The sequence below is a fragment of the Streptomyces griseoruber genome (assembly GCF_001514205.1).
GTDB lineage: Bacteria > Actinomycetota > Actinomycetes > Streptomycetales > Streptomycetaceae > Streptomyces > Streptomyces griseoruber.
The window spans coordinates 974,845-998,359 of sequence record NZ_KQ948763.1 but is presented as its reverse complement, the minus strand read 5'-3'; the positions used below and the strand labels follow the sequence as shown (position 1 = coordinate 998,359).

Below are 23,515 nucleotides of genomic sequence, written 5' to 3'. Positions count from 1 at the left end.
TTGAGCCGGGACCGTGGTCAGAGGCGCAGGGGGCGGCGGGACACCTCGAAGAGGCGGGGGTCGTTCCAGTCCCAGCCGGGGACGTCGGTGTAGAGCTCGACTTCGAAGCCGTCGGGGTCATGGACGTAGAGGGAACGGATGAAGCCGCTGTCGACGGCGCCTGCGAGGGTGACGATGTCGGGGTGGGCCTGGATGCGGCCCAGGAGGGCGCGCAGGTCGTCGTCGCTGTCGCCGACCTTCACGCCGAAGTGGTACATGCCGACGTGGGGGCCCTTGGGAATGGGCTGGGCGTTCTTGCCGACCTCGATGAGCAGGAAGTCGTGGTGGGTGTTGCCGGCGCGGAAGACGGCGGCGCGGAAGTGCGGTCGGGCGGGGGTGACGATGGGCCAGCCGAGTATGTCGCGGTAGAAGACCAGGGAGCGGTCCAGGTCGGAGACGTAGAGGACGAGATGGCCCAGTTCGCGGGCTCGGCCGAGCATGTCGGTGAGGGTGGGGTTGTCGGGCTGGTGGCGGTCGGTCACGGGTTTCTCCTGGGCGTGGTTGGGGGCACCGGTGAGGCGGCCCGGTCGGCGTCGGGCCGCTCTGGGGGACGGGTCGGTCACAGGACAGGACCAGACCGCGAGACCCTCGATGAGCCACCGCGTGATGTCCAGCGGTTCTGCTCGCTCGATGAAGGAGCCGTGAGCACCGACGAACCCCTCCGGCTGGACGCCGAGGAGAACGAGTGACCGACGCAGGCCGGGAGATGTTGACGATGCTCCGGTCCGTGTGCGACGCCGCCACCGGCGCATCTGGACCGACATGAGCGACCACGACCGGGCCGGCAGAGACCTCCAGCGTCCTGCGCAGATCCGGGGCACCCTCTTCTCCGTGACTTCCTGGTCCTTCTCCGCTCAGGCGTTCCGTGCCTGCCAGGCGCGCACGTAGGCGCGGCCGTAGTCGTTGCCGTGCGGGGTGCGCAGCACGGTGTGGATGTGGAACGGCTTCGGGGTGTCGTAGTCGAGGAAGACGCCGCAGTGGTGGTCGAGTTCGGCGATGAGCACCGGCGACTGGAGCCGGTAGTAGAAGACGTCGCCGGCCTCGTGGCCGCCGATCCAGCTGAACCAGGTCTCGTCGAGGTGGTCGCGGATCTCGCGCATCCGGGCCGCGCGCGGGCCGTCCGGCAGCAGGGACACGAACGACTCGGCGATCCCCAGGAGGATCTCCCGGGCCCGCTCGGGCATGTCCGCGGCCCTCAGGCCCTCGACCGGAATCACCCGGTTGTCCTGGAAGGCCCCGGCGAGATGCCGTTCGTCGCCGGGGTGGATGCGGCCGGGCGGCATGGCGGGGTCGACCATGTGCTCGTACACGGTCGCGGTGGCGCGCTGGTCCTGCGGGAGCGCGGCCATCAGGTCCGTGCCGAGCCGGATCCGGTCGGTCAGGGCCACCGTGCCGGCGCGGGGGCCGTCGTCGATCTCGTTGGGTTCGGCGCCGAGGAACGCGGGACTGACGACCATGCGGCCCTCGACGACCAGGCAGTTCACGGCGCAGTGGTGGCCGTACAGCTGCCAGCCCCACGGGGCGGTGGGGTCGGGATTCCCGTAGAGCGCGAAGTTGTAGCTGAACTCGTTGAGGATGCTCTGCAGACCGACGACCTCACCGAGGAAGCCGTTGATCAGCATCATGTCGTGCACCAGGCGGAAGCCGTCGGAGCTCAGCGACGCCTCCACCAGTGCGAGGGCCTTCTGCCGGACCTCCGGCGGCTGGAACTCCAGACGGAGGCCGGTGTCGAACTGCAGGAACTCGGGGTTGGCCCAGGTCTGCCACTCGACCGCGTCCACCGGGTGGAGCAGCTTGGCGCGGGTGTCCTCGTCCAGCGCCGCCAGCAGGTCCCGCGCCGCGGCGACCATGTCGGCGACGGGAGCCTCCTCACCGGGGTGGGCCGGCTCCCAGGCGTGCACCCCGGGCCGCAGCGTGCCGTCCTCGGTCACTCCCCTGAACTCGGCGTGCTGCAGGGGTTTCCAGCCGCGGATCAGCTCGCCGGTGAACGGGGCCGCCTTGGCCGTCTCCCGGTACGCGTAGGCGTCCAGGCCCCTGATCGAGGCCAGGCGCGGCGAGTTGGAGGGGTAGAGGTACTGGCGGTACTCGGCTGATGGCATGACGGCTCCCGTGACTCCGTGCGTTCAGTCGGTGTGGTTGTGGCGCGCGACGGCGGCGCGAACGGCGTCCTCGTCCCCGGCGGCGATCGCCTCCACCAGGTCGGCGTGGATCCGCAGCCGCCTCGCCCGGTAGGCATCGGCGTCCCGGTCGGCGGCGCGCGCGGTGGATGCCGTGAGGTGGCCGAGCGTGCCGAGATAGACCGCGCGGGCCATCGCGTTCGGGCACAGCTGCGCGATGCGCTCGTGCAGTGCCCAGTTGGCGCGTACGAAAGCGTCCCAGTCCGGCGCGGCCGCCATGTCGTCCAGGCAGGCCCGCAGCGCGGGGATGTCGCCTGCGCCCGCGCACCGGGCGGCGCCGACGGCGACGAGCTCCTCCAGATGGTTGCGGAGCTCGATGGCGTCCGCGACCGTGCCCGGTTCTCCCACGACGCCGAGCAGGGTGTGACGCAGCCGCACCACCGGGCTCTGGTCCGCGACGAACAGTCCGCCGCCGCGACCGGGGCGGATCTCGAGCACCCCTCGGTCGCGCAGGAGCCGGATGGCCTCGCTGACCGTGGCGCGCGCCAGACCTGACTCCTGCCGGATCTCCTCGATGGTGCCGATCGCGGAGCCGGGACGCAGTCCGCGGACGCGGTCTTCGAGGGCGCCGGCGAGTTGCTCGGCTCGTGTGCCGCCGGGAGCGCTCAGGCCGGCCAGCAGGGCGCGGTTCTCGGTAACCATGACGGCATTCAATCATAAAGGTTGTAACCTTTAGAAGGTTATGGCGGTACAGTCTTCCCCGAACGGAGGAGTGCGCATGCAGATCGTGGGAGTGGCGTACGGCGACGAGGTACGGGTGGCGAACCTGTCCCCGGGCGGCGGGAGGCTCACCGTTGTGGCCGGCGTGCGGGAGTTCTGGGCCGACCCCGAAACATGGCTGGCCCGCCCGCCGACCGGCGAGGTGGTGCCGGCGGGTGAGGCGCACCTGGTGCCGCCGGTACTGCCGGAGGCACAGATGCTGTGCGTCGGTCTGAACTACCTCGAACACGCCGCCGAAGGGTCCTACCGGGACCAGGAACTGCCCGAGTACCCCACGCTCTTCGCGCGGTGGACGCGTTCGCTGACGGTCGGCGGGGCCGAGATCCCCGTGCCCTCCACCGAGGACGGTCTCGACTGGGAGGGCGAGATCGTGGCCTGGGTGGGCCGGACGCTGGTGGACGCCGACCCCGCGGAGGCGCTCGACGCCGTGGTCGGCTACTCGACGTTCAACGACGTCACCGCGCGGCGGGCCCAGAAACTGACCTCGCAGTGGACCCTCGGCAAGAACGCCGACCGCTCCGGCCCGCTCGGTCCCATGGTGCCTGCCGGCGAGGTGGGTGACCTGCGGGACGGACTGCGGGTGCGGACCCGCGTCAACGGCACGACCGTCCAGGACGCCTCCACCAGCCAGATGATCCACCACGTGGGCGAGACGCTGGCCCACATCTCGCGCACCCTCACGCTGCGCCCCGGTGACCTGCTCGCCACCGGCACCCCGTCCGGTGTCGGCTACGCCCGCACACCGCCCTGGCTGCTGCGGCCCGGCGACGTGGTGGAGGTCGAGGTCGAGCGCCTCGGGGTCCTGCGCAACACGATCGTGGGCGGGGAGCACCGCCGAAAGCTCCTCTCGGGTCCGCTCGGCTGAGGACGCCGGTGTTCCCGGGGCCGCCTCCGGAACCGGGCTGCCGGGCCGCCGGCGACAGGCGCCTGTCCGCTGGGGGCATGAGGGATGATCGGGGTGTCGATCTCGCACGGTCGCCTCGCGGTTGACGTTGACGGTCCGCACGCGGACCTCGCGGAGGAAGCGTGCAGGTTCGTTCCCCACCAGGGCGTGCGTCAGCTGCCGAGCCGGGGGTCCGGAGTGCTCTCGGAGGACGCGAGCACCGTCCGGACCGGTTCGTCCTCGGTCCGACGGCGTCGATCCGCGGAGACGGCCACGATGTGGTTCCTTCGGTCGTCGGAGCAGGAGTTCACGAAACGGGCACCTCCTCGGCGTCGTAGCCGTAGATCCAGCCGTTGCCCACCAGGGGGTCGGACCCGGCGAGCGCCGTGTCGCGGGCCTGTTGTTCGGGGCCGTCGGGCAGGTGGTTGACGTCGCGGCGGCCATGACTGATCTGCTGGAGGCGTGTGGTGCGTTCGATGCGTACCGCCTCGTACTGCTTCAGCGCCTGCTCGGGATCGTCGACCAACTCGGCCAGGCAGCGCGCCAGTACCGCGGCGTCCTCGATGGACTGGGCCGCGCCCTGGGCGAAGAAGGGGAACATGGGATGCGCGGCATCCCCGAGCAGGGTGGCCCGGCCCCGGCTCCAGCGCCGCAGCGGCGCCCGGTCCAGCAGCGCCCAGCGGCCGGGGACGCCGCCGGCGGCGATGAGGTCCGTCACCCGCGGGTCCCAGCCGGCGAACTCGGCGTGGAACTCCTCCCTCGTGGCCGTCGCGCTCCACGACTCCTCGGTGTAGTCCCCGGCGGGGGCGAAGGCGACGACATTGACGGCCCGTCCACCCTTCATCGGGTAGTGCACGAAGTGCCGTCCCGGCCCGAGCCAGAGGGTCTGGGCGGGGCGCCGGGCGAAGTCGGGTGCGGCGGCGGCGGGCACGATGGCGCGGAAGGCGCAGATGCCGGAGTACTCCGGCGGTGTGGGCTCGGCAACCATGCTCCGCACGACGGAGTGCACGCCGTCCGCGCCGATGACGACGTCCGCCTCTGCGCGGCTGCCGTCGGCGAAACGCAGTCGCACGCCGTGCGGGCTCTCGTCGACCGAGGTGCACCGGGCGCCCAGGCGGATCCAGTCGCCGGGTACGGCCGACTTGACGGTGTCGAGCAGGTCGGCCCGGTGGACGACGTAGGTGCGCTCGCCGTAGAGCCGCTCGCACACGCCGCTCAGCTTCTCCACCGACAGCACGCCGCCGTCCGCCCAGCGGCGGAATTCCCAACCCCAGTCCAGCGGCAGGGCCCCGCGCAGGAACCGTTCCATGACGCCGAGACGGCGCAGCAACCGCACGGCGTTGGGCGCCGCGACGAGTCCGGCGCCGACCTCGCCGAGCGCGGGCGCCTGCTCGTAGACGGTGGCGGTCAGTCCCGCGCGGTGCAGGAAGGCCGCGGCGGCAAGACCGCCGATGCCGCCCCCGACGACGGCGATCCGCAGGCCGGGCACATGGGTGGGCATGGATTCACTCCTCTGTCTCAAGGGCGAGCGTCCTGGCGACCTGGATCCTCGCCGACGCCCCGACAGCCGCGAAAGTGCTACGTTCATTCAATGGACGTCGCCTATCGGTGGCCCCGGAGTTGAAGACTGATGCCGCGTACCAGTCAGCCCGGCCGCAGCGTGAGTTCGCGGCTGCTCGACGTTCTCTTCGCGTTCCGGCCCGGACACTCCCGGCTCACCCTCGCCGACCTGACCCGGGAGACCGGGCTGCCCCATGCCACGGTGCGCCGACTCGCGCTGGAACTCGTCGGGGCCGGGGCGCTGAAGCGGGCACCGGACGGCGCGTTCAACGTGGGCATCCGGCTGTGGCAGCTGGGCACTCTGGCACCGCCGAGCGTCCCGCTGCGCACCGCCGCACTCCCCTTCATGGACGACCTGCACACCGCGTTGCGCCAGCACGTCCAGCTCGCGGTACTGGAGGGCACCGAGGCCGTGCTCGTCGAGCGGCTGCCGGCGGGCAACGCGGTGGACGACATGTCGAGGCTCGGCGGGAGGCTGCCCCTGCACTGCTCCGGCGTGGGCAAGGTGCTGCTCGCCCACGCCGGCCCCGAGCTGATGGAACAGGTCGTCGCACAGGGGCTGACCGCGTACACCGAACACACCGTCACCGATCCCGCGCGACTGCTGGAACAGTTGGACGAGTGCCGCGAGACCGGCGTGGCCGTCGTCCTCCAGGAGACGACGCCGGGCGCCGACTCGGTGGCCACCCGCGTCCTCGACGACGAGGGCAAGGTCGTCGCGGCCCTGTCGGTCGTCGTGAGCGCCGGTTCGGTCGATCTGCGGACGTTACGGCCGGCGGTCGTCGCCTCCGGACTGGCCGTGTCCCGCAGACTCGGCTGGCATCCCTCGGCGGGAGTCGAGGAAGCCCAGTCGGACAGGTCTCGATGACGGAGCCGTCAGGGATCCGTCCGGGGATGCCGCCGGTGGATCGGCCAAGGCAGTGGCCGTACGTCCCGCCGGACCGCTTCCCGGCCGGTGGGGACCATCAGGCGCACCGTTTCGCCGGCTTCGGCACCGAGGTCCCTCGTCGCGGGCAGCGTGGCAGGACACTGGCCACCGCGGGCGCCGACGACGCGTTCCGAGCACATGATCGGCGACGACGAACAGCGGGCCCGTGTCAGGACTCGTACAGGAACCCCTCGTCCGGCGCCTGAGCCGCCCCGAGCACATGGCGCGAGCGGGAACGTCCCGCCGGGGGCGGACGCACCGGCCGGACTGGTGGTGGACGGCCCGTCGGCCCCGAGCGACGCAAACCGCCGGTGGCGAGGCGTGCTGGGCGCCTCGTCGCACGTCGTTCGGCGTCTCCGTCGTCCGCCCGCCGACCGGCCGCCGCTTCCACAGGAAGCCGGCGGTCGCCACCGTTCCATGGCTCTCCCGACCGTCGACGGCGCGCCGCTGACGACCCTGGCCAAGCCCCGGTGGCGACGCAGCTCGGGTGCCGCGCCGCGCCGAGCATCGGGCCTCGGACGGTCGTCACCTGCACTGCTTCGCGCACTTGACCACCTGCCTGATGGGGGCCTAGCTTCCCCTTGGGCCGATTGTGGTCCAGTGGTCCGCCATTCGGACCACTGCCGCTTCAGGACCGGCGGTGCTCGATGAGGGAGCGACGTTCGAAGATGCCGACGAAGCAAACCGCCGCAAGCCGGGGACATCGGCCACACGGACGTTCTGGTCCTCCCGCACAGCAGGCGGAACGACGAGCAGCAACCGAAGATCGTCGACGGCCGGGCCGCGGTACCGCCCGGCATCAAGACCGCGGGTCGTCCAGACCGCCTGCTTCCTCTGGTTCCAGGCCGCCGACATCAGCACGCGGGCGTACGCCATGCTGACGGCGGCAGGCGCCGACCCGCAGCTCACCCACGGCGCCGACGAACAGGTCACCGCCTACGTCCGCCCCATCGTCGAGGGCCGCTTCCACGGCACCGTGTGTCCGTCCGAGCCGCAGGCGGGATCCCCGCTCTCTTCCACCGCTGTGGACCACCGTGCACCGAGCCGCAGTTCGACCTCCGCTCGCGCCCGGAGACGACGGCGCACGATACCGATGACACCTGGTTCCGAAGGGACGACACCGATGACATCACCGGTCCGCATCGAGTACGACAGCGACGGTGCCCTCGCGGTGGTGATACTCGAAAAGCCGCCGCTGAACCTCTTCGACGAGGCGCTGTTCGCCGCGTGGGAGCGCGTCGTCGACGAGCTTGCCGCCGTCACCGATCCGGCGCGCCCCGGTCGTGCCAGAGCGGTGCTCATCGAGGCACGGGGCACAGTCGTCTCCGGCGGCGTCGACGTGGCGACGTTCGCCGCCATCGCGGAAAGCCCCGGTGCGGTGCAGCGCGCCGGGACCCTGTGGAAGCGACTCCTGCGGATCGTCCAGGCGCTGGAGGAGCTGCCGGTGCCGACGGTCTTCGCCGCGCACGGACTGACCCTCACCGCGGCGTTCGAGATCGCTCTGGGGTGCGACATCCTGCTCGCCGCCCAGTCCGCGTCATTCGGGCTGGTGGAGATCGTCGTAGGGCTGACGCCCTCGATGGGAGGGCCGCAGCGCCTGGCCGAACGTGCCGGGCCGGCCAGAGCCCGTGAGCTGATCTACACCGGGGAGCGCTGTTCGGCGGCGACCCTCGAACGCTGGAACGTGGTGAACCGCGTTCTCCCCGACGAGGGTTTCACCGAGGCAGCGCGGGAGTACGCGCGCCGCGTCGCCGCGGGCCCCACCTGCGCCCACGCGGCGACCAAGCGGCTGGTCGCGACGGCTGTCCGCGACGGTGTGCGGGCAGCGGACGACGCCGTGCCGGCGGTGTCCGGTGCCCTCTTCGCCACCGACGACCTGCACGACGCGATCGCCTCGTTCCTCCGTGACGGCCCGGGCAAGGCGACCTACCAGGGCAGATGAGCCGGCCACTGGTCGGCTTCGGCTCCTGGCGGGGTGGCGGGGCGTCCGTGCGGGTGGATCCGCCGCGGGTGGGATGACGGCCCGGTGTGTGACCGGAGAACCGGTCGCACACCGGGCGGCAGAGGCAGGCCTGCCGCAACCGGACGCCGAGGGCCGAGGAGTCCAGCGGCGCCACCCTGTCGTGGTTCCGCTCGCACCTCGACCCGGTCGCGGTCTCTCTCCCTCGCGGAGCGCTTCCGGAACATGGCAGCCACGTTCATGCGCCATCTTGCCGGTCGACCACGCTCTCGGGCACTGCTCAACCAGGAGAGGGGGCGTCCGGTGCGACACGTCGACGAATCAGGCGCGACGGGACGCGGCGTCGGCTCACCTGTGCAGGGACGCCGCGGGTCGCACGACGTACTGGCGCAGATACAGGTCGCGGTAGGTGACGGGGCCGCGGGGGCCGGGGACGCGGTCGATGTTGATGCCGGTTTCCGGCAGGCGCAGGAGCTTGAAGCCGTCGAGGAGGCGTGTGGTGGAGTTCCAGAAGACGCCTGATCCACCGTAGGTGTCCATGAACCGGGCTGCGGTGTCCGGGTCGTGGGTGGCGATGGCGGCGGCCAGTCCGGAGGTCTCCTCATTGGCGATCCGTGCGGCTTGAACAGGTCCGTCCGCCTCGTCGATCGTCACCGTTGCCGCACGCTCGGAGTCCAGGGACCACTCATAACCGCGCGCGTGGGCGTGCGGCGGCAGCGATGCCGCAATGCCCAGGTCTTCGAGGGTCTTCAGAATGCCCGGCAGTAGCCTGTCGTGGACAGCCCGGTCGATGAGCAGCAGATTGAGCCGGTTGCAGACGCCCAGCCGGTCCAGGCTGCTGGTGACCAACTCGTGCACGAGCTTCTCGTCGGCGTCCCGGGCCACATAGAGCACTCCGCCGCCGTCCGCGTGGGCCAGCGTGCGCACACCGTGCCGGGCGGCCTCCCGGCCGAGTTCCCGGGTGCTGTCGCCGCTGCCGCGCAGGATGACAAGAGGGACGGTCTCGGGCAGCGACACCAGCGCGTATGCCGCCGCTCGGTCCTCGCTCGGCACCAGCTGGATGGCGTCCGGGTTCAGTCCCGCGTCGGTGAGAGAGGGCGTGATCACATGAGTGATCAAGGCCTGGGAGGAGCGCAGGGCCGCCGAACCGGTGCGCAGCACCCCGCCGTTGCGGGACTTGAGGAACTGGGAGGCGACGTCGAGTGTCACGTTCGGACGCGCCTCGAAGTTCGCGCCGATGACCCCCACCGGGCGGCGGCGCTCCAGCAGGACCAGGCCGTCGGGACGCTCTTCCAGGACGGTGTCCCGCGGCTCGTGCGGCACGTCCGCCAGCGTACGCAGCGCCGCGGCCATGTCCTCCAGCCGTGGGCCGGTCAGCCGCAGGCGATCCTGCAGTGCCGCCGACATTCCGCTCGTGGCGGCCGATCGCAGGTCCTCCTGATTCGCCGCTGTCAGCACGTCGCGTGCCGTGTGCAGCCGCCGCGCCATGGCCCGTAGCGCGGTGTCGATGCCTACGTCCGACGCCCGGGCCAGGGCCGCCGAGCCCTGCGTCGCCCGGACTGCGCAGGCATGAACCGCCTCTTGGACGGAGCGGGGCACAGATCGTTCAACAATCCTCACGCAGGCCACTGTAAACTGCTCGGTTTCCTCACGGCAAGGGCGGAAGCGGTGGGGGTGCAGCACCAGAGAGGTACCACCAGAGAGCGACCACCGGCTAAGCATATACGAAACGAAAGCATTTCGTTTCGTTTGCTTGTACACTTGTCGCGTGACCTACCGCACCCCTGCTCGACGTTCCGTACGGCAGCCTGACCATCCAGTCCGCTCCGCCGCCCACGAGCCCCGCCGGATCTCTTCGGGAGCCGCCTGATGACCGGGCCGCAGCCACGCCGGGGGCGCCCCCGCGATGCCTCTCGTGACCGTGCGCTGCTGGACGCGACTCTGGCCGTCCTGACCGAGAGCGGTTACGGCGCGCTCACCACCGCCGCCGTCGCGGCCCGCGCCGGAGTGTCCACCGCGACTCTCTATCGGCGCTGGCCGTCCAAGGAGGTCATGGTCGTCGACGCCGCAGCCGCGTACGCCAAGGGACTGACGGCGCAGACGGACACCGGCACACTCGAAGGTGACCTGCGTGCCCTGCTCCGGGACAAAGCAGCGTCTCTGACCGGCAACGAAGGAGGGGTGCTGCGTACTCTGATCGGCGAGGCCGCGTACAGCCCCTCCCTGGCCGAGGCCCTCGCGAACGCCTTCATGGTGCCCGTGCGCCAACGTGTGGAGGAGATGGCGCAACGCGCGGTGGACCGGGGCGAGATCCCGCCGGTGGAGCACGCCGACCTGCTCGGCGACATGGTGATCGGCCCCATGATGAGCAGGTTCTTCCTCACTCCCCTGCCTCCGAGCCAGGTCGACGCCGCCACCGCGGCGGAGACCGCCGACCGCATACTGCCCTTCCTCCTGCGCGCCTTCGGACACGAGAGCCACGGCACAGTGACGAGCGAGAAGTAGCTGCCCGGACGGCAGGCCTTCGAGGAGGATCACCACGAGGGGGCCGACAGGCGGACGCATGCCACGAGCTCGGCGACAGCTGCGTGAACAGCGCCGCCGAGCCCTGGGGAGCTCCGAGCGACGCGCACCGAGGGAACTCCGGTCCGCTACGCCGGGACAGCAGGCTCCTCGCGCTTCGCCTCCGCAGGGGTACGGTGCAGTCCCTTGCGGTCGTACCAGCTCGTCGTACCGAAGCCGAACAGTGCGGCTGCCGCGAGGCCGACGGCCATCATGACCCAGCCCCGGGTCAGGCCCGCGTCGCACCGCAAGCGCGGCGCCCGGCCCTCGCGGTGCGCTGCCGCTGACGGCCACGACGGTGGCCACGGCGAAGTCCCGCCCTTCCTCGAGCCACCGGTTCAGTCGTCCGCGTTGTCCGGCATGGGAGTTCCCTTCTTGTCGTGTGCGCAGATCGGGCCGTCGTCCCAGAGCAGCCTGTCCAGCGTGATCGGCAGGTCCCGGATCCGCCTGCCGGTCGCGTGATGGACGGCGTTCGCGATCGCGGCCGCCACGCCGGTCATGCCGACCTCGCCCAGCCCGATGATGCCCAGGGTCATCGTCCTGTCCGGTTCGTCGGGCCTCGGAGCGGTTCAGGACATGGCCGCCGCCGGCAGGTCCGGCTGCCGGGGTCGCCGCTCGGGTGCCGTGCGCAGGGCGAGCACCATGGTGAGGCCGCCGCCGGGGGTGTCCTCGGCGTGCAGGGTGCCGCCGACGGCCTCGGTGAAGCCGCGGGCGACCGCGAGGCCGAGTCCGACTCCGGCGCCGCGGGGCGAGTCGCCGTAGCGCTGGAAGGGTTCGAAGATGCGGTTCTTGGCGTCGTCCGGGACACCGGGGCCACGGTCCACGACCCGTACCTCCACCCGTTCGGCGAGGGCGCTCGCGGACACCAGGACCTTCTCGCCGGGCGGGCTGTACTTGACGGCGTTCTCGACGATGTTGGCGACGGCCCGCTCCAGCAGCCCCCGATCGACGTGGACCATGGGAAGTGTCTCGGGGATCTCCAGCTCGACGCTGTCCTCGGGGACCCCGCCGAGTGCCATCGGCACGACCTCGTCGAGGTCGGTCTCGCGGAGGATCGGGGTGACGGTGCCGGTCTGGAGGCGGGACATGTCGAGCAGGTTGCCCACCAGGAGGTCGAGCCGGTCGGCGCCGTCCTCGATGGCCTCCAGCAGATCCGACTGGTCCTCGGGCGACCAGTCGACGTCGTCGGAGCGCAGGGAGGTGACGGCGGCCTTGATGCCGGCGAGCGGAGTGCGCAGGTCATGGCTGACGGCGGCGAGCAGCGCGGTGCGGATGCGGTTGCCCTCGGCCAGCTCCTTGGCGCGGTCGGCCTCCCTCCGCAGGCGCTGACGGTCCAGGACGACGACGGCCTGCGCGGCGAAGGCGGCCAGCACCCGGCGGTCGGCGGCGGGCAGCACCCGGCCGCGCAGGGACAGGGCCATGTGGTCGCCGACCGGTACGTCGACGTCGGCGTCCTCGGGGATCTTCGCGGGCCCCGGGCCCACGCTGCCGGCGCAGGTCCAGGGGTCCGTCTCACCGGACCGCTCCAACAGGGCCACCGACTCCATCCCGAAGGTCTCCCGGACCCGCTCCAGCAGCGCCTCCAGCGTGGTTTCCCCGCGCAGGACGTTCCCCGCGAGGTAGGACAGGATCTCCGCCTCGGCGCGCAGCCGGGCCGCCTGGTGGGTGCGGCGGGCCGCCAGGTCCACCACCGAGGCCACGGACACGGCGACCCCGACGAAGATGGCGATGGCGACGATGTTCTTCGGGTCGGCGATGGTGAAGGTGTGGACGGGCGGTGTGAAGTACCAGTTGAGCAGCAGGGAGCCCACCACCGCGGAGGCCAGTGCCGGGAAGAGCCCGCCCAGCAGGGCCGCCGCCACCGTCAGCGTCAGGAACAGCAGCATGTCGTTGGCCAGGCCGACGTCCGGGGTGGCGCTGGTCAGGAGCCAGGTGAGGAGGGCGGGGCCGAGCACGCCGACGAGCCAGCCCCAGATGACCCGGGACCGGCCGAGCCGTGCTCCGCGCGCCGCCGGCAGTCCTCGGCCCTTGCCCGCCTCGTCGTGGGTGATCAGATGCACGTCGAGGTCGGGCCCGGAGTCCCGGGCCGCCGTGGCGCCGACACCGGGACCGAAGATGCTCTGCCAGCTCCTGCGGCGGGACACGCCCAGCACGATCTGGGTGGCGTTGACCCCGCGGGCGAAGTCCAGCAGGGCCACCGGGATGTCCTCCCCGACGACCTGGTGGAAGGTGCCGCCGAGGTCCTCGACCAGGGTGCGCTGGTCGGCCAGCTCCTTCGGGGAGGCGCTGGTGAGGCCGTCGCTGCGGGAGATGTAGACGGCCGTGACCTCACCGCCGGCTCCCTTCTCCGCGAGGCGCGCGGCCCGCCGTATCAGGGTGCGCCCCTCGGGCCCGCCGGTCAGTCCGACGACGATGCGCTCGCGCGAGCCCCAGATCGTGGAGACCTGGTGCTCGCTGCGGTACTCGGTGAGATAGGCGTCGACCCGGTCCGCCACCCACAGCAGCGCCAGCTCGCGCAGGGCGGTGAGGTTGCCCGGCCGGAAGTAGTTGGACAGGGCCGCGTCGACCTTGTCCGACTTGTAGATGTTGCCGTGGGCCATCCGACGGCGCAGGGCCTCCGGTGACATGTCGACCAGCTCGATCTGGTCGGCCCGCCGGACCACCTCGTCGGGCACGGTCTCGCGCTGCCGCACCCCGGTGATCGACTCGACGACGTCGCCCAGCGACTCCAGGTGCTGGATGTTGACGGTGGAGACGACGTCGATGCCGGCCGCGAGGAGTTCCTCCACGTCCTGCCAGCGCTTGGTGTTGCGGGAGCCGGGGACGTTGGTGTGGGCGAGTTCGTCGACCAGGGCGACGACGGGAGCGCGCCCCAGGACGGCGTCCACGTCCATCTCGGTGAACATGGCGCCCCGGTACTCGATCTCCGCGCGCGGGATCTGTTCCAGGCCGTGCAGCATCACCTCGGTGCGCGGCCGGTGGTGGTGCTCCACGAAGGCGACCACGCAGTCGGTGCCGCGCTCGACACGGCGGTGCGCCTCGGAGAGCATGGCGTAGGTCTTGCCCACGCCGGGTGCCGCGCCGAGGTAGATCCGGAGCTTGCCGCGTGCCATGTCATCCCTCGAAGCGGTAGCCCATGCCGGGCTCGGTGATCAGATAGCGGGGGTGGGAGGGGTCCGTCTCCAGTTTGCGGCGCAGCTGTGCCATGTACACGCGCAGATAGTTGGTCTTGGTGCTCTGCGAGACACCCCAGACCTCCTGGAGGAGTTGCTTCTGCGTGACCAGCCGGCCCGGATTGGTCACGAGGATCTCCAGCAGATGCCATTCGGTCGGGGTCAGTCGCACGTCCCGTCCGTCCCTGACGACCTTCTTGGCGAGCAGATCGATGCTGAAGCCCGCCGTTTCGAAGAGCGACGCCTCGGGGACGAGCGGCGTGTCCTCGGTGCGGCGGACGGCGGCCCGCAGCCGGGCGAGCAGCTCGTCCATGCTGAACGGTTTGGTGATGTAGTCGTCGGCGCCCGCGTCGAGAGCGGCCACCTTCTCCTCGGATCCCTGACGGGCGGACAGGACCATGATCGGCACCCGGGTCCAGCCCCGCAGGCCCCTGATGATGTCGACGCCGTCCATGTCGGGCAGGCCCAGGTCGAGGAGGACCACGTCGGGCTGACGCGCGGCGGCGAGCCGCAGAGCCGTGGCACCGTCGGGGGCGGCGTCCACGCCGTACTGCCGTGCCTGCAGGTTGATGACGAGGGCCCGTACGAGCTGCGGGTCGTCCTCCACCACGAGCACCCTGGTCATGGGTGTGTGCCTCTCCTGTCGTCCGCCGGCCGCGCCCGCCGGAAGCGGGACGGCCGGCTGCATGGCGACGGGAGCCGGCGGGTCCGGGCTGTCTTGCGGACCGCCGCCCCCCATGGGGTCGCGTAAGGCCGTCACGTCTTCGCTACGAGGTCCCTGAGCGCGATGTTGAGTTCCAGGACGTTCACCCGGGGCTCTCCGATGAAGCCGAGAGTACGGCCGTCGGTGTGCTCGTCGACCAGCTTCTGCACCTGGGCGACGGACAGGCCGTTCTCCGCGGCGACCCGGTGTACCTGGAGGTCGGCGTAGGCCGGGGAGATGTCCGGGTCCAGGCCGGAGCCGGAGGAGGTGACCGCGTCCGCGGGGACGTCCGACGGCTTGACGGTGTAGCCGGACACGGAGTTGTCCTTGACGACCGCGGCCTTGGCGTCCTCGACCTGCTGGATCAGGTCCTTGTTGTCGGCGGACAGGTTGGTGGCACCCGACAGCAGCAGCTTGTACCGCGTGTTGATGCTGTTGGCGCCGAGACCGTTCGCCGGACGGCCCTGGAACCACTTCAGGTCCGCGTCCGGGGTCTCCTGGCCCTTCTTCAGCGGCAGGTCGTACGACTGGCCGATGAGCGAGGAGCCGACGACCTTGCCGTCCGACGTGATCTCGGAGCCGTTCGCCCTGTCGTGGAACAGTGCCTGCGCGACGCCGGTGACGGCCAGCGGGTAGACGACGCCTGTCACCAGGGTGAGCACGAGCAGGGCGCGCAGGGCCGCGCCGAGCAGCCGGACGGTGTTGGATACCGATGTGTTCATGGTCCTTCACCCGATCCCGGGGATCAGAGAGATGAGCAGGTCGATGAGTTTGATGCCGACGAACGGCGCGATCAGCCCGCCGAGGCCGTAGACGGTCAGGTTGCGGCGGAGCATCTTGTCCGCGCTGACCGGCCGGTACTGCACGCCCTTCAGGGACAGCGGGACCAGCGCGACGATGATCAGCGCGTTGAAGACGACGGCGGACAGGATCGCGGAGTCCGGCGAGGACAGGTCCATGATGTTGAGCTTGTCCAGGCCCGGGTAGACGGCCGCGAACAGCGCCGGGATGATCGCGAAGTACTTCGCGACGTCGTTGGCGATGGAGAACGTGGTCAGCGCACCGCGCGTGATCAGCAGTTGCTTGCCGATCTCCACGATCTCGATCAGCTTCGTCGGGTTGGAGTCGAGGTCGACCATGTTGCCGGCCTCCTTCGCGGCCGACGTGCCCGTGTTCATCGCGACACCGACGTCGGCCTGTGCGAGCGCCGGGGCGTCGTTGGTGCCGTCACCGGTCATCGCGACGAGTTTGCCGCCCGCCTGCTCCCGTTTGATGAGGGCCATCTTGTCCTCGGGGGTGGCCTCCGCCAGGAAGTCGTCGACACCGGCCTCCTCGGCGATGGCCTTCGCCGTCAGCGGGTTGTCGCCCGTGATCATGACGGTCCTGATGCCCATCCGGCGCAGTTCCTCGAACCGCTCCCGCATGCCGGCCTTGACGACGTCCTTGAGGTGGATGACACCCAGGATCCGGGCCCCTTCGGCGTCCTCGACCGCGACCAGCAGCGGGGTGCCGCCGGCCTCCGAGATACGGTCCGTCAGCTGCTGGGCGTCCGCGGCGACTTCACCACCCTGCTCACGGACCCAGGTCACGACCGATCCGGCCGCACCCTTGCGGATCTTGCGCCCGTCCACGTCCACGCCCGACATCCGGGTCTGGGCGGTGAAGGCGATCCACTCGGCAGCGGCCAACTCGCCCTGGTGGCGCTCACGCAGGCCGTACTTCTCCTTCGCCAGTACGACGATGGAGCGGCCCTCGGGGGTCTCGTCGGCCAGCGACGACAGCTGGGCCGCGTCGGCCAGCTCGGCCTCGGTCGTCCCGCTCACCGGCACGAACTCGGACGCCTGGCGGTTGCCGAGCGTGATGGTGCCGGTCTTGTCGAGCAGCAGGGTCGAGACGTCTCCGGCGGCCTCGACCGCCCGGCCGGACATGGCCAGCACGTTCCTCTGCACCAGCCGGTCCATGCCCGCGATGCCGATCGCGGAGAGCAGGGCACCGATGGTGGTCGGGATGAGGCAGACCAGCAGCGCCACCAGCACGACCATCGTGAGGTGCGTGCCGGCGTGGTCCGCGAACGGCGGCAGGGTCGCCACCGCCAACAGGAACACGATCGTCAGCGAGGCGAGCAGGATGTTCAGCGCGATCTCGTTCGGCGTCTTCTGCCGCGCCGCGCCCTCGACCAGGGCGATCATGCGGTCGATGAAGGTCTCCCCCGGCCTCGTCGTGATCTTGACGACGATGCGGTCGGAGAGCACCTTCGTACCGCCGGTGACCGCGCTGCGGTCGCCGCCCGACTCGCGGATGACCGGAGCGGACTCACCGGTGATCGCCGACTCGTCGACGGAGGCGACGCCCTCGACGACGTCTCCGTCGCCGGGGATGATGTCGCCGGCCTCGCAGACGACCAGGTCGCCGATGCTCAGCTCCGTACCCGGGACACGTTCTTCGGAGCCCCCGACGAGCCTGCGCGCCACGGAGTCGGTCTTGGCCTTGCGCAGGGTGTCGGCCTGCGCCTTGCCGCGACCCTCGGCGACCGCCTCCGCCAGGTTGGCGAAGACGACCGTCAGCCACAGCCAGACGCTGATCGCCCAGCCGAACCAGTCGCCCGGGTCCTTGAAGGAGAAGACGGTGGTCAGGACGGACCCGATCCACACCACGAACATCACGGGCGACTTGACCATCACCCGTGGATCGAGCTTGCGCAGCGCGTCCGGCAGTGACGTGAGCAGCTGCTTGGGGTCGAAGAGGCCGACGCCGACACGGCCCTCGGGGGACTTGTGCCCGGTGGGCACGTCGCTGTGCGGCGCCCGGGTCGGAGTGGCTGTGGACATCGAGTCCTCCGACTTCTCTGTACGGGTGGTCATGACGCCAGCCCCTCGGCAAGCGGACCCAGCGCCAGGGCCGGGAAGTAGGTCAGTCCCGTGATGATCAGGATCGCGCCCACCAGCAGTCCGGTGAACAGCGGTTTCTCGGTGCGCAGGGTGCCTGCGGTGGCGGGGACCGGCTTCTGCTCGGCGAGCGAGCCGGCCAACGCCAGCACGAAGATCATGGGCAGGAAGCGGCCGAGCAGCATCGCGAGTCCGAGCATGGTGTTGTACCAGTCGGTGTTCGCGTTCAGACCGGCGAAGGCCGAACCGTTGTTGTTCGCGGCGGAGGTGAAGGCGTACAGCACCTCGGAGAACCCGTGCGCGCCGGAGTTCAGCATCGAGTTCGGCGGGGTCGGCAGGGCCATGGAGGCCGCCGTGAAGACCAGCACCAGCGCAGGGGTGATCAGGATGTAGCAGGCGGCGAGCTTCATCTCCCGGGCGCCGATCTTCTTGCCCAGGTACTCGGGCGTGCGGCCGACCATCAGACCGGCGATGAACACCGCGATGACCGCCATGATCAGCATGCCGTAGAGGCCGGAGCCGGTACCACCGGGGGCGATCTCGCCCAGCTGCATGCCCAGGATGGTGATGCCGCCGCCGAGGCCGGTGAAGGAGGAGTGGAAGGAGTCGACCGCGCCGGTCGAGGTGAGCGTGGTCGACACCGCGAAGATCGACGACGAACCGACGCCGAAACGGACCTCCTTGCCCTCCATCGCCCCGCCCGCGAGCTGGAGCGCCGGGCCGTGGTGGGCGAACTCGGTCCACATCATCAGGGCGACGAAGCCGACCCAGATGGTCGCCATCGTGGCCAGGATCGCGTACCCCTGCTTCACCGAGCCGACCATCACCCCGAACGTGCGGGTCAGGGAGAACGGGATCACCAGCAGCAGGAAGATCTCGAAGAGGTTGGTGAACGGGGTCGGGTTCTCGAAGGGGTGCGCGGAGTTGGCGTTGAAGTAGCCGCCGCCGTTGGTCCCCAGCTCCTTGATGGCCTCCTGCGAGGCGACCGCGCCACCGTTCCACTGCTGCGAACCGCCCATGAACTGACCGACCTCGTGGATGCCGGAGAAGTTCTGGATCGCGCCACAGGCGACCAGGACGATCGCCGCGACGAAGGCGCCGGGCAGCAGGATGCGGGTCACACCGCGCACCATGTCCGACCAGAAGTTGCCGAGTTCACCGGTCCGGGAGCGTGCGAATCCTCGTACGAGGGCCACCGCGACGGCGATACCGACGGCCGCGGAGACGAAGTTCTGCACCGCGAGGCCGGCCGTCTGCACGACGTGGCCCATGGTCTGCTCGCCGTAGTACGACTGCCAGTTGGTGTTGGTCACGAAGGACACGGCCGTGTTGAACGACTGCGCCGGGTCGACCGAGTCGAAGCCGAGCGAGCCGGGCAGGACGCCCTGCAGGCGCTGGAGCAGGTAGAGGAAGAAGACCGAGACGGCTGAGAAGGCGAGGACACCGCGCAGGTACGCGGGCCAGGTCATCTCGGTGTCGGGGTGGGCACCGATGCCCTTGTAGATCCACTTCTCCGCGCGCCAGTGCCGGTCGGAGGAGTAGACCTTGGCCATGTAGGTGCCGAGGGGGATGTAGGCGAGCGCCAGCGCGCCTGTCAGGGCCAGCAGCTGGAGGACGCCGGCGAGTTCGGGACCCATGACGATCTCAGAACCTCTCCGGGAAGATCAGGGCGAGGACGAGATAGCCCAGCAGGGCGACGGCCACGACCAGGCCGACGACGTTTTCGACGGTCACAGCTTCGTCACCCCCCTGGCGACGAGAGCCACCAGCGCGAAACCCGCGATCGTGGCGAGAACGAAGGCCAGATCGGCCATCGCGAACTCCTGGAGTGAGGTTCGGTGGAAACGGACGATTAGAGGAAAGCGTGTCCCTGGCCGGATCGGACCGTCCGTTGACGGCTCTCTTACGGCGATCCCCTGGGCTTTGACGGGACTCTTACGCCCTGGTCCCCGCTGGCGGGACGGCTCGGTGGCCCGGCTCACAGCAGCCGGAACCGGAGCCGACAGATCACCGCGTCCGTCTCCCGCCGCACGGCGTGCGCGACGACCGCGCCCCGCTGGTGCTGCGGCAGCCGCTGCCACAGCCGCTCCGGCTCGGTCGCCGGGATCAGCACGGTGACCCGAGTGCCCGGCTCGGCGACAGCCACGTCGGACGTACGCGGCGACCGGGCGGCCCGGACTGCGCCGCTCGCAGACAACCGGACCACAACGTCAGTAGCGGTTCCTTGCCGCCCGCCCCGGGGACCTTGACACTGTTTTGACGTGAGCCGGACCGGATAGGGTGGGGACCGGTGTGCCGGGAAGTCTGGTCGGCCGGAAGCCACGGTGGCTCCGTTCAGGGCCCCAGGGGGACGGCATGCGCGGCGTCGGTACGGTTCTCGCACTCGTGGTCCTCGCCACGGTGGTCGCCACCTTCGCGCGCCGGTGGCGCATCCCCGCACCCTCCCTGCTGGTCGTCGCCGGTCTGGCGGTGGCCCTGCTGCCGGGCACGCCACGGATCGAGATCGGCCCCGAGATCATCGGCCTCGTCGTGCTGCCGCCGCTGCTGTACGCGAGCGCGGAGGACATGCCCTGGCGGGAACTGCGGGCGGTGTGGCAGCCGGTCGGGATCCTCGCCATCGGGCTGGTGCTCGCCTCTGCCGCCGCCGTCGGCGCGGTGGCCGCGCTGGTGACACCCCTGTCGTGGCAGATGGCCTTCGTGCTGGGCGCGGTGCTGGCCAGCACCGACCCGGTGGCGGTCACCGCGCTGGGCCGACGGCTGGCCCTGCCGCCCCGGGTGCAGGTCCTGGTGCAGGCGGAGAGCCTCTTCAACGACGCGACCTCGCTGGTGCTGGTGCGGGTGGCGGCGGGTATCGCCGTGGCCTCCGCCGCCGCGGACTGGGGTGCGGCGGGGGGCGGGTTCCTGGTGCTCGCGGGCGGCGGCACGGTGATCGGGGCCGCGGTGGCCGGGGTGGTCGCGCTGATCCGGCGGCGCACCGAGGATCCGGTCCTGGAGACGGTGATCGCCCTGGTCACGCCGTATGCCGCCTATCTGCTGGCGGAGGTCTCGCACACCTCCGGGGTGACGTCCTGTGTGGTGGCCGGCGTCGTCCTCGGCGGGCGGGGCGAGAAGCTCACCAACGCCCGTGTCCGCCTCCAGTTGCACGCCGTCTACGGCACGGTGGTGTTCCTGCTGGAGAGCGTCGTCTTCAGCCTCATCGGGCTGGCCCTCCCCGCTCAGGTGCGGGCATTGGGCGACGGCGACCGGGCCTGGCCGCTGTACGCCCTCGCCGTCGCCGCCACGCTGATCGCCGTACGCATGCTGTGGCTCGCGCCGCTGTCGGCGGTCGTGCAGCGCAAAGGCGGCCTCGCGCGGGTGAACTGGCGGGTGCCGATGGTGCTGACCTGGGCCGGCACCCGCGGGGTGATGCCGCTGGCCGCCGCCCTGTCCGTGCCCGAGGTCATGAAGGACGGCACCCCGCTCGCCGGCCGGCCTCTGGTCCTGGTGCTGACCACCTCCGTCGTGGTCGTCACCCTCGTCGTCCAGGGCTTCACCCTCGCGTCCGTCGTCCGCCGCTCCGGCATGGCACTGGAGCCCGCGCACACCGCGCGCGAGGAGGCCGAGGCCCGCTCCCGCCTCGCCCACGCCGGCCTCGTCCGCCTGGAGGAACTCGCCGAGCTGGAGGTCGTCCCCGAGGTCGTCCTGGACCGCCTCCGCCGCGGCCTGACCGCACGCCTGGACGACGCCCGCGACCGCCTCGCCGGGCACAACGGCTCCGACGGCGCGGCGACCGAGTCCGCCGACCGCGTCTACCGCCAGCTCCGGCGCGACCTGATCGCCGTGGAGACCGCCGAACTCCAGCATCTCTACGACGGCCACGCCATCAGTGACACGACGCGGCGGCGGCTTCAGCGGGGGCTGGATCTGGAGGAGGCGCGGCTGGCGGATGTGTAGGGTTGCGGGGGTACTTGGGGACTTCAGCGGAACTCGGCCAGGCGGGGCCGAAGTCCCAGTGCCGTCAGGACCATCGCCACGCACAGCAGTCCCGCCGCCCACGGAAGCAGGTCTCCCAGCGCGGAGCGGCCGTCCTCGACCGACGACGTGAAGTGGGCGCGGTTGATGCCCTCCACCCTGTCCAGGGCGGCCATCCACGCCCCGAAGTGGGTGTTGGACGTGCCGGGTTGCCAGCCCATGCAGAACTCCACCGCCTCCCGCTCCTTCCCCGCCGCCAGCAGTGCACGGATCTTCCGGTCGTCGCGCTGGTAGACGGCGTACGTCTCCACCGTCTTCTCCGCAGCGGCGCGCTCGCCGGGAAAGGTGATGTTGTCCAGCTCGCGCCGGAACTCGCCGGTGAAGCGCAGGTCTTGGTGGTCGCCCTCGTAGGTCTGCCAGGTGGCGGCGAGTCGCGCGTCGTACGTGGCGAGCGTCGCGCCCTTCAGGCCGTACAGCTGCTGGGACTTGGCGAGGAACGCGTCCGCGTACTGCCCGCGGCGCTGCGGGTCGAGCAGATAGCGGCTCTCGTCGGCGTTGGCGTCGTAGGCGACGGCACGGGCGCGGGACAGGGCGACGACGGAGTCGAAGGCGTCGCGGCGGGCCACCCGCAGCTGCTCGGCCGAGGTGGACAGCAGCTGGGCCCCGAGGACCACCGCGAACAGCGTGCAGAAGGTGGCGGCCAGCACTCCGGGGTTGAGGATCCGCCGGAAGCGACGGGCCAGGTACCACTGCAGAACGCCGAGGACGGCCAGCAGCAGTGCGCCGAGGGCGAGGACGGCGTCGAGCCGGGTGGCCAGGGTGTGACGGGCCGAGGAGTACGCGGCGTCGAAGGCCGCGTCGTTGGAGGACACCAAGGTGCGTGCGGCGGGCAGGAGCCGGGTCCGCAGCAGGCCCGTCGCACGGCGGTAGTCGGTGAGGGCGGCAGGTCTCCCGCCGTGGTGGTCGTCGTTCGCCAGTGCCCGGCCGATCAGTTCCTGGTACTCGGCGAAGTCGTCGGTCAGGGTCTCCACCGTCTTCTCGTCGGCCCGGCTGCCCTGCGCGGCGACGGCAAGGGTGCGCAGATCGTGCCCGATGCGGCGCCGGGCGTCGCCGTAGAAGCCGACCGCCTTCTCGTACGGCGTCTTCAGGCGCCCCTGTCCCGCGTCCCCGTTGGCCAGCAGGATGTTGGCGGCCTGGGCGTCCATGTCGTTCAGGGCCAGGTCGAGATCGGCCGCGCTGGTGGTGCGGGGCGCGTCGCGGTCGGCGACACCGCCCCAGGTGCCCAGCGTGGTGAGCCCGGCCACCAGCAGCAGCACGGCGAGGGCGCCGGTGAGCAGGACCGTGGCCGCGCGGAGAAGGCGCAGCCGCGTGGGCACGGTCGCCCGGTAACGGCGGCGCAGAGCGGCCTGCACGGCCACAGCCCGCTGACGGACGCGTCGCCCCGTCCCCGGAGCACCCGTTCGCGACCGCTTTCCGCGTCGCGGCCCGGGACGGCCTCCGGGCGGAGCGCTCGCGTGGCCCGGCGGCTTCACGCCGCCGCCGGTCCCGGCTCCGTGTACCGAGCCCGCCGTGACGGTCACGGTTGCCTCCCACGTCATGCCACGAGGGCGACCGCCCCCGTCGCCGCTCAGTCTGGGACCGGATCGGGCCACCGGCGGCCCACGTTGACGCTCCTCTGACGGCCTGCCGGGATTCCTTGACGGGACCTTGTCGGGGGCTACGGCGCATCGGTCACGGGACCTTGGTGGCGGACCACAGCGACGAGGACGTCGACACCGCGATCGACATCCTCGGCACCTGCATCCGCGAGGCGCGTCAGGGCACAGCCCCCACCCCCTGAGCCCCGACCCGCCGAGTCCGGCTCACGCCCCGCGCCCGGCCGGCCTTAACGGCATCTTGACGCGTTCGGCGCACGCTCCCATGGGCCTGGGCGTCACTCTCTGCTTACGCTGGTGCCGCCGTCCGCGTGATGGC

General features: G+C 71.1%; 18 protein-coding genes and 3 pseudogenes. 5 read left to right on the top strand and 16 right to left on the bottom strand.

What is annotated here, in order from left to right; all coding sequences use genetic code 11:
- Positions 1-17: 17 nt before the first annotated feature.
- The 3 genes from AQJ64_RS04265 to AQJ64_RS04255 form a co-directional block, all read right to left on the bottom strand.
- The gene (locus tag AQJ64_RS04265) at positions 18-521 is read right to left on the bottom strand and encodes a VOC family protein (RefSeq protein ID WP_206189595.1); all 504 of its coding nucleotides are present in this window, start codon (positions 519-521) and stop codon (positions 18-20) included.
- A gap of 372 nt (positions 522-893) precedes the next feature.
- Positions 894-2,138 (bottom strand): DUF3500 domain-containing protein, encoded by a 1,245-nt coding sequence (locus tag AQJ64_RS04260; RefSeq protein WP_055631489.1) that lies wholly within the window; start codon positions 2,136-2,138, stop codon positions 894-896.
- Between the two features lie 24 nt (positions 2,139-2,162).
- Positions 2,163-2,858, bottom strand: coding sequence for a FadR/GntR family transcriptional regulator (locus AQJ64_RS04255; RefSeq protein ID WP_055631488.1), 696 nt, complete (start codon positions 2,856-2,858; stop codon positions 2,163-2,165).
- Between the two features lie 76 nt (positions 2,859-2,934).
- On the opposite strand from AQJ64_RS04255, the gene AQJ64_RS04250 reads away from it, so the two are divergent.
- Positions 2,935-3,801, top strand: a complete 867-nt coding sequence (locus AQJ64_RS04250; RefSeq protein ID WP_055631487.1) for a fumarylacetoacetate hydrolase family protein — start codon at positions 2,935-2,937, stop codon at positions 3,799-3,801.
- A gap of 325 nt (positions 3,802-4,126) precedes the next feature.
- Here AQJ64_RS04250 and AQJ64_RS04245 read toward each other — a convergent pair whose 3' ends face one another.
- Entirely contained in the window at positions 4,127-5,320 is a 1,194-nt protein-coding gene (locus tag AQJ64_RS04245; protein ID WP_055631486.1) for an FAD-dependent monooxygenase, read from the bottom strand.
- A 129-nt stretch (positions 5,321-5,449) separates the two neighbouring features.
- Between AQJ64_RS04245 and AQJ64_RS04240 the strand changes: the two genes are divergently transcribed.
- Together AQJ64_RS04240 and AQJ64_RS04235 are read left to right on the top strand one after the other, a co-directional pair.
- Positions 5,450-6,247, top strand: coding sequence for an IclR family transcriptional regulator (locus AQJ64_RS04240; RefSeq protein WP_055631485.1), 798 nt, complete (start codon positions 5,450-5,452; stop codon positions 6,245-6,247).
- Between the two features lie 1,183 nt (positions 6,248-7,430).
- A complete protein-coding gene (locus AQJ64_RS04235) occupies positions 7,431-8,249 on the top strand; it encodes an enoyl-CoA hydratase/isomerase family protein (RefSeq protein ID WP_055631484.1) in 819 nt (272 codons plus the stop codon).
- A 366-nt stretch (positions 8,250-8,615) separates the two neighbouring features.
- Here the strand turns inward: AQJ64_RS04235 and AQJ64_RS04230 are convergent, their stop codons facing one another.
- The gene (locus AQJ64_RS04230) at positions 8,616-9,866 is read right to left on the bottom strand and encodes an aldehyde dehydrogenase family protein (RefSeq protein WP_055631483.1); all 1,251 of its coding nucleotides are present in this window, start codon (positions 9,864-9,866) and stop codon (positions 8,616-8,618) included.
- A 270-nt stretch (positions 9,867-10,136) separates the two neighbouring features.
- Between AQJ64_RS04230 and AQJ64_RS04225 the strand changes: the two genes are divergently transcribed.
- Positions 10,137-10,772 carry a TetR/AcrR family transcriptional regulator gene (locus tag AQJ64_RS04225; RefSeq protein WP_055631482.1) on the top strand — a complete coding sequence of 212 codons (636 nt, stop codon included), beginning with the start codon at positions 10,137-10,139 and terminating at the stop codon, positions 10,770-10,772.
- Between the two features lie 146 nt (positions 10,773-10,918).
- Here the strand turns inward: AQJ64_RS04225 and AQJ64_RS47725 are convergent, their stop codons facing one another.
- The 10 genes and pseudogenes from AQJ64_RS47725 to AQJ64_RS45295 form a co-directional block, all read right to left on the bottom strand.
- A complete protein-coding gene (locus AQJ64_RS47725; protein ID WP_398688792.1) occupies positions 10,919-11,080 on the bottom strand; it encodes a flagellar basal body-associated FliL family protein in 162 nt (53 codons plus the stop codon).
- Positions 11,073-11,171, bottom strand: a pseudogene (locus AQJ64_RS47720) (XdhC family protein); the annotation flags it as partial. The gene AQJ64_RS47725 and the pseudogene AQJ64_RS47720, both read right to left, overlap by 8 nt.
- Positions 11,168-11,383: pseudogene (locus tag AQJ64_RS04220) on the bottom strand (hypothetical protein); the annotation flags it as partial. The pseudogenes AQJ64_RS04220 and AQJ64_RS47720, both read right to left, overlap by 4 nt.
- A 15-nt stretch (positions 11,384-11,398) precedes the next feature.
- The gene (locus tag AQJ64_RS04215) at positions 11,399-13,942 is read right to left on the bottom strand and encodes a sensor histidine kinase (protein WP_055631480.1); all 2,544 of its coding nucleotides are present in this window, start codon (positions 13,940-13,942) and stop codon (positions 11,399-11,401) included.
- A gap of 1 nt (position 13,943) precedes the next feature.
- Positions 13,944-14,627, bottom strand: a complete 684-nt coding sequence (locus AQJ64_RS04210; protein WP_055631479.1) for a response regulator — start codon at positions 14,625-14,627, stop codon at positions 13,944-13,946.
- A 131-nt stretch (positions 14,628-14,758) separates the two neighbouring features.
- Complete coding sequence (locus tag AQJ64_RS04205) at positions 14,759-15,427, bottom strand: potassium-transporting ATPase subunit C (RefSeq protein WP_055631478.1); 669 nt, start codon at positions 15,425-15,427, stop codon at positions 14,759-14,761.
- Between the two features lie 6 nt (positions 15,428-15,433).
- The gene (kdpB, locus tag AQJ64_RS04200; protein WP_206189594.1) at positions 15,434-17,566 is read right to left on the bottom strand and encodes a potassium-transporting ATPase subunit KdpB; all 2,133 of its coding nucleotides are present in this window, start codon (positions 17,564-17,566) and stop codon (positions 15,434-15,436) included.
- Complete coding sequence (kdpA, locus tag AQJ64_RS04195; RefSeq protein WP_055631477.1) at positions 17,563-19,227, bottom strand: potassium-transporting ATPase subunit KdpA; 1,665 nt, start codon at positions 19,225-19,227, stop codon at positions 17,563-17,565. The genes kdpB and kdpA overlap by 4 nt, the downstream gene beginning before the upstream one ends.
- A 7-nt stretch (positions 19,228-19,234) precedes the next feature.
- Entirely contained in the window at positions 19,235-19,324 is a 90-nt protein-coding gene (gene kdpF / locus AQJ64_RS04190; protein WP_037770757.1) for a K(+)-transporting ATPase subunit F, read from the bottom strand.
- Positions 19,325-19,568: 244 nt separating this feature from the next.
- Positions 19,569-19,788, bottom strand: a pseudogene (locus AQJ64_RS45295) (amino acid permease); the annotation flags it as partial.
- Positions 19,789-19,945: 157 nt separating this feature from the next.
- On the opposite strand from AQJ64_RS45295, the gene AQJ64_RS04180 reads away from it, so the two are divergent.
- Complete coding sequence (locus tag AQJ64_RS04180) at positions 19,946-21,523, top strand: Na+/H+ antiporter (protein ID WP_055631475.1); 1,578 nt, start codon at positions 19,946-19,948, stop codon at positions 21,521-21,523.
- A 23-nt stretch (positions 21,524-21,546) separates the two neighbouring features.
- On the opposite strand, the gene AQJ64_RS04175 is transcribed toward AQJ64_RS04180, so the two are convergent.
- Positions 21,547-22,953 (bottom strand): hypothetical protein, encoded by a 1,407-nt coding sequence (locus tag AQJ64_RS04175; RefSeq protein ID WP_157880795.1) that lies wholly within the window; start codon positions 22,951-22,953, stop codon positions 21,547-21,549.
- Positions 22,954-23,515 lie beyond the last annotated feature (562 nt).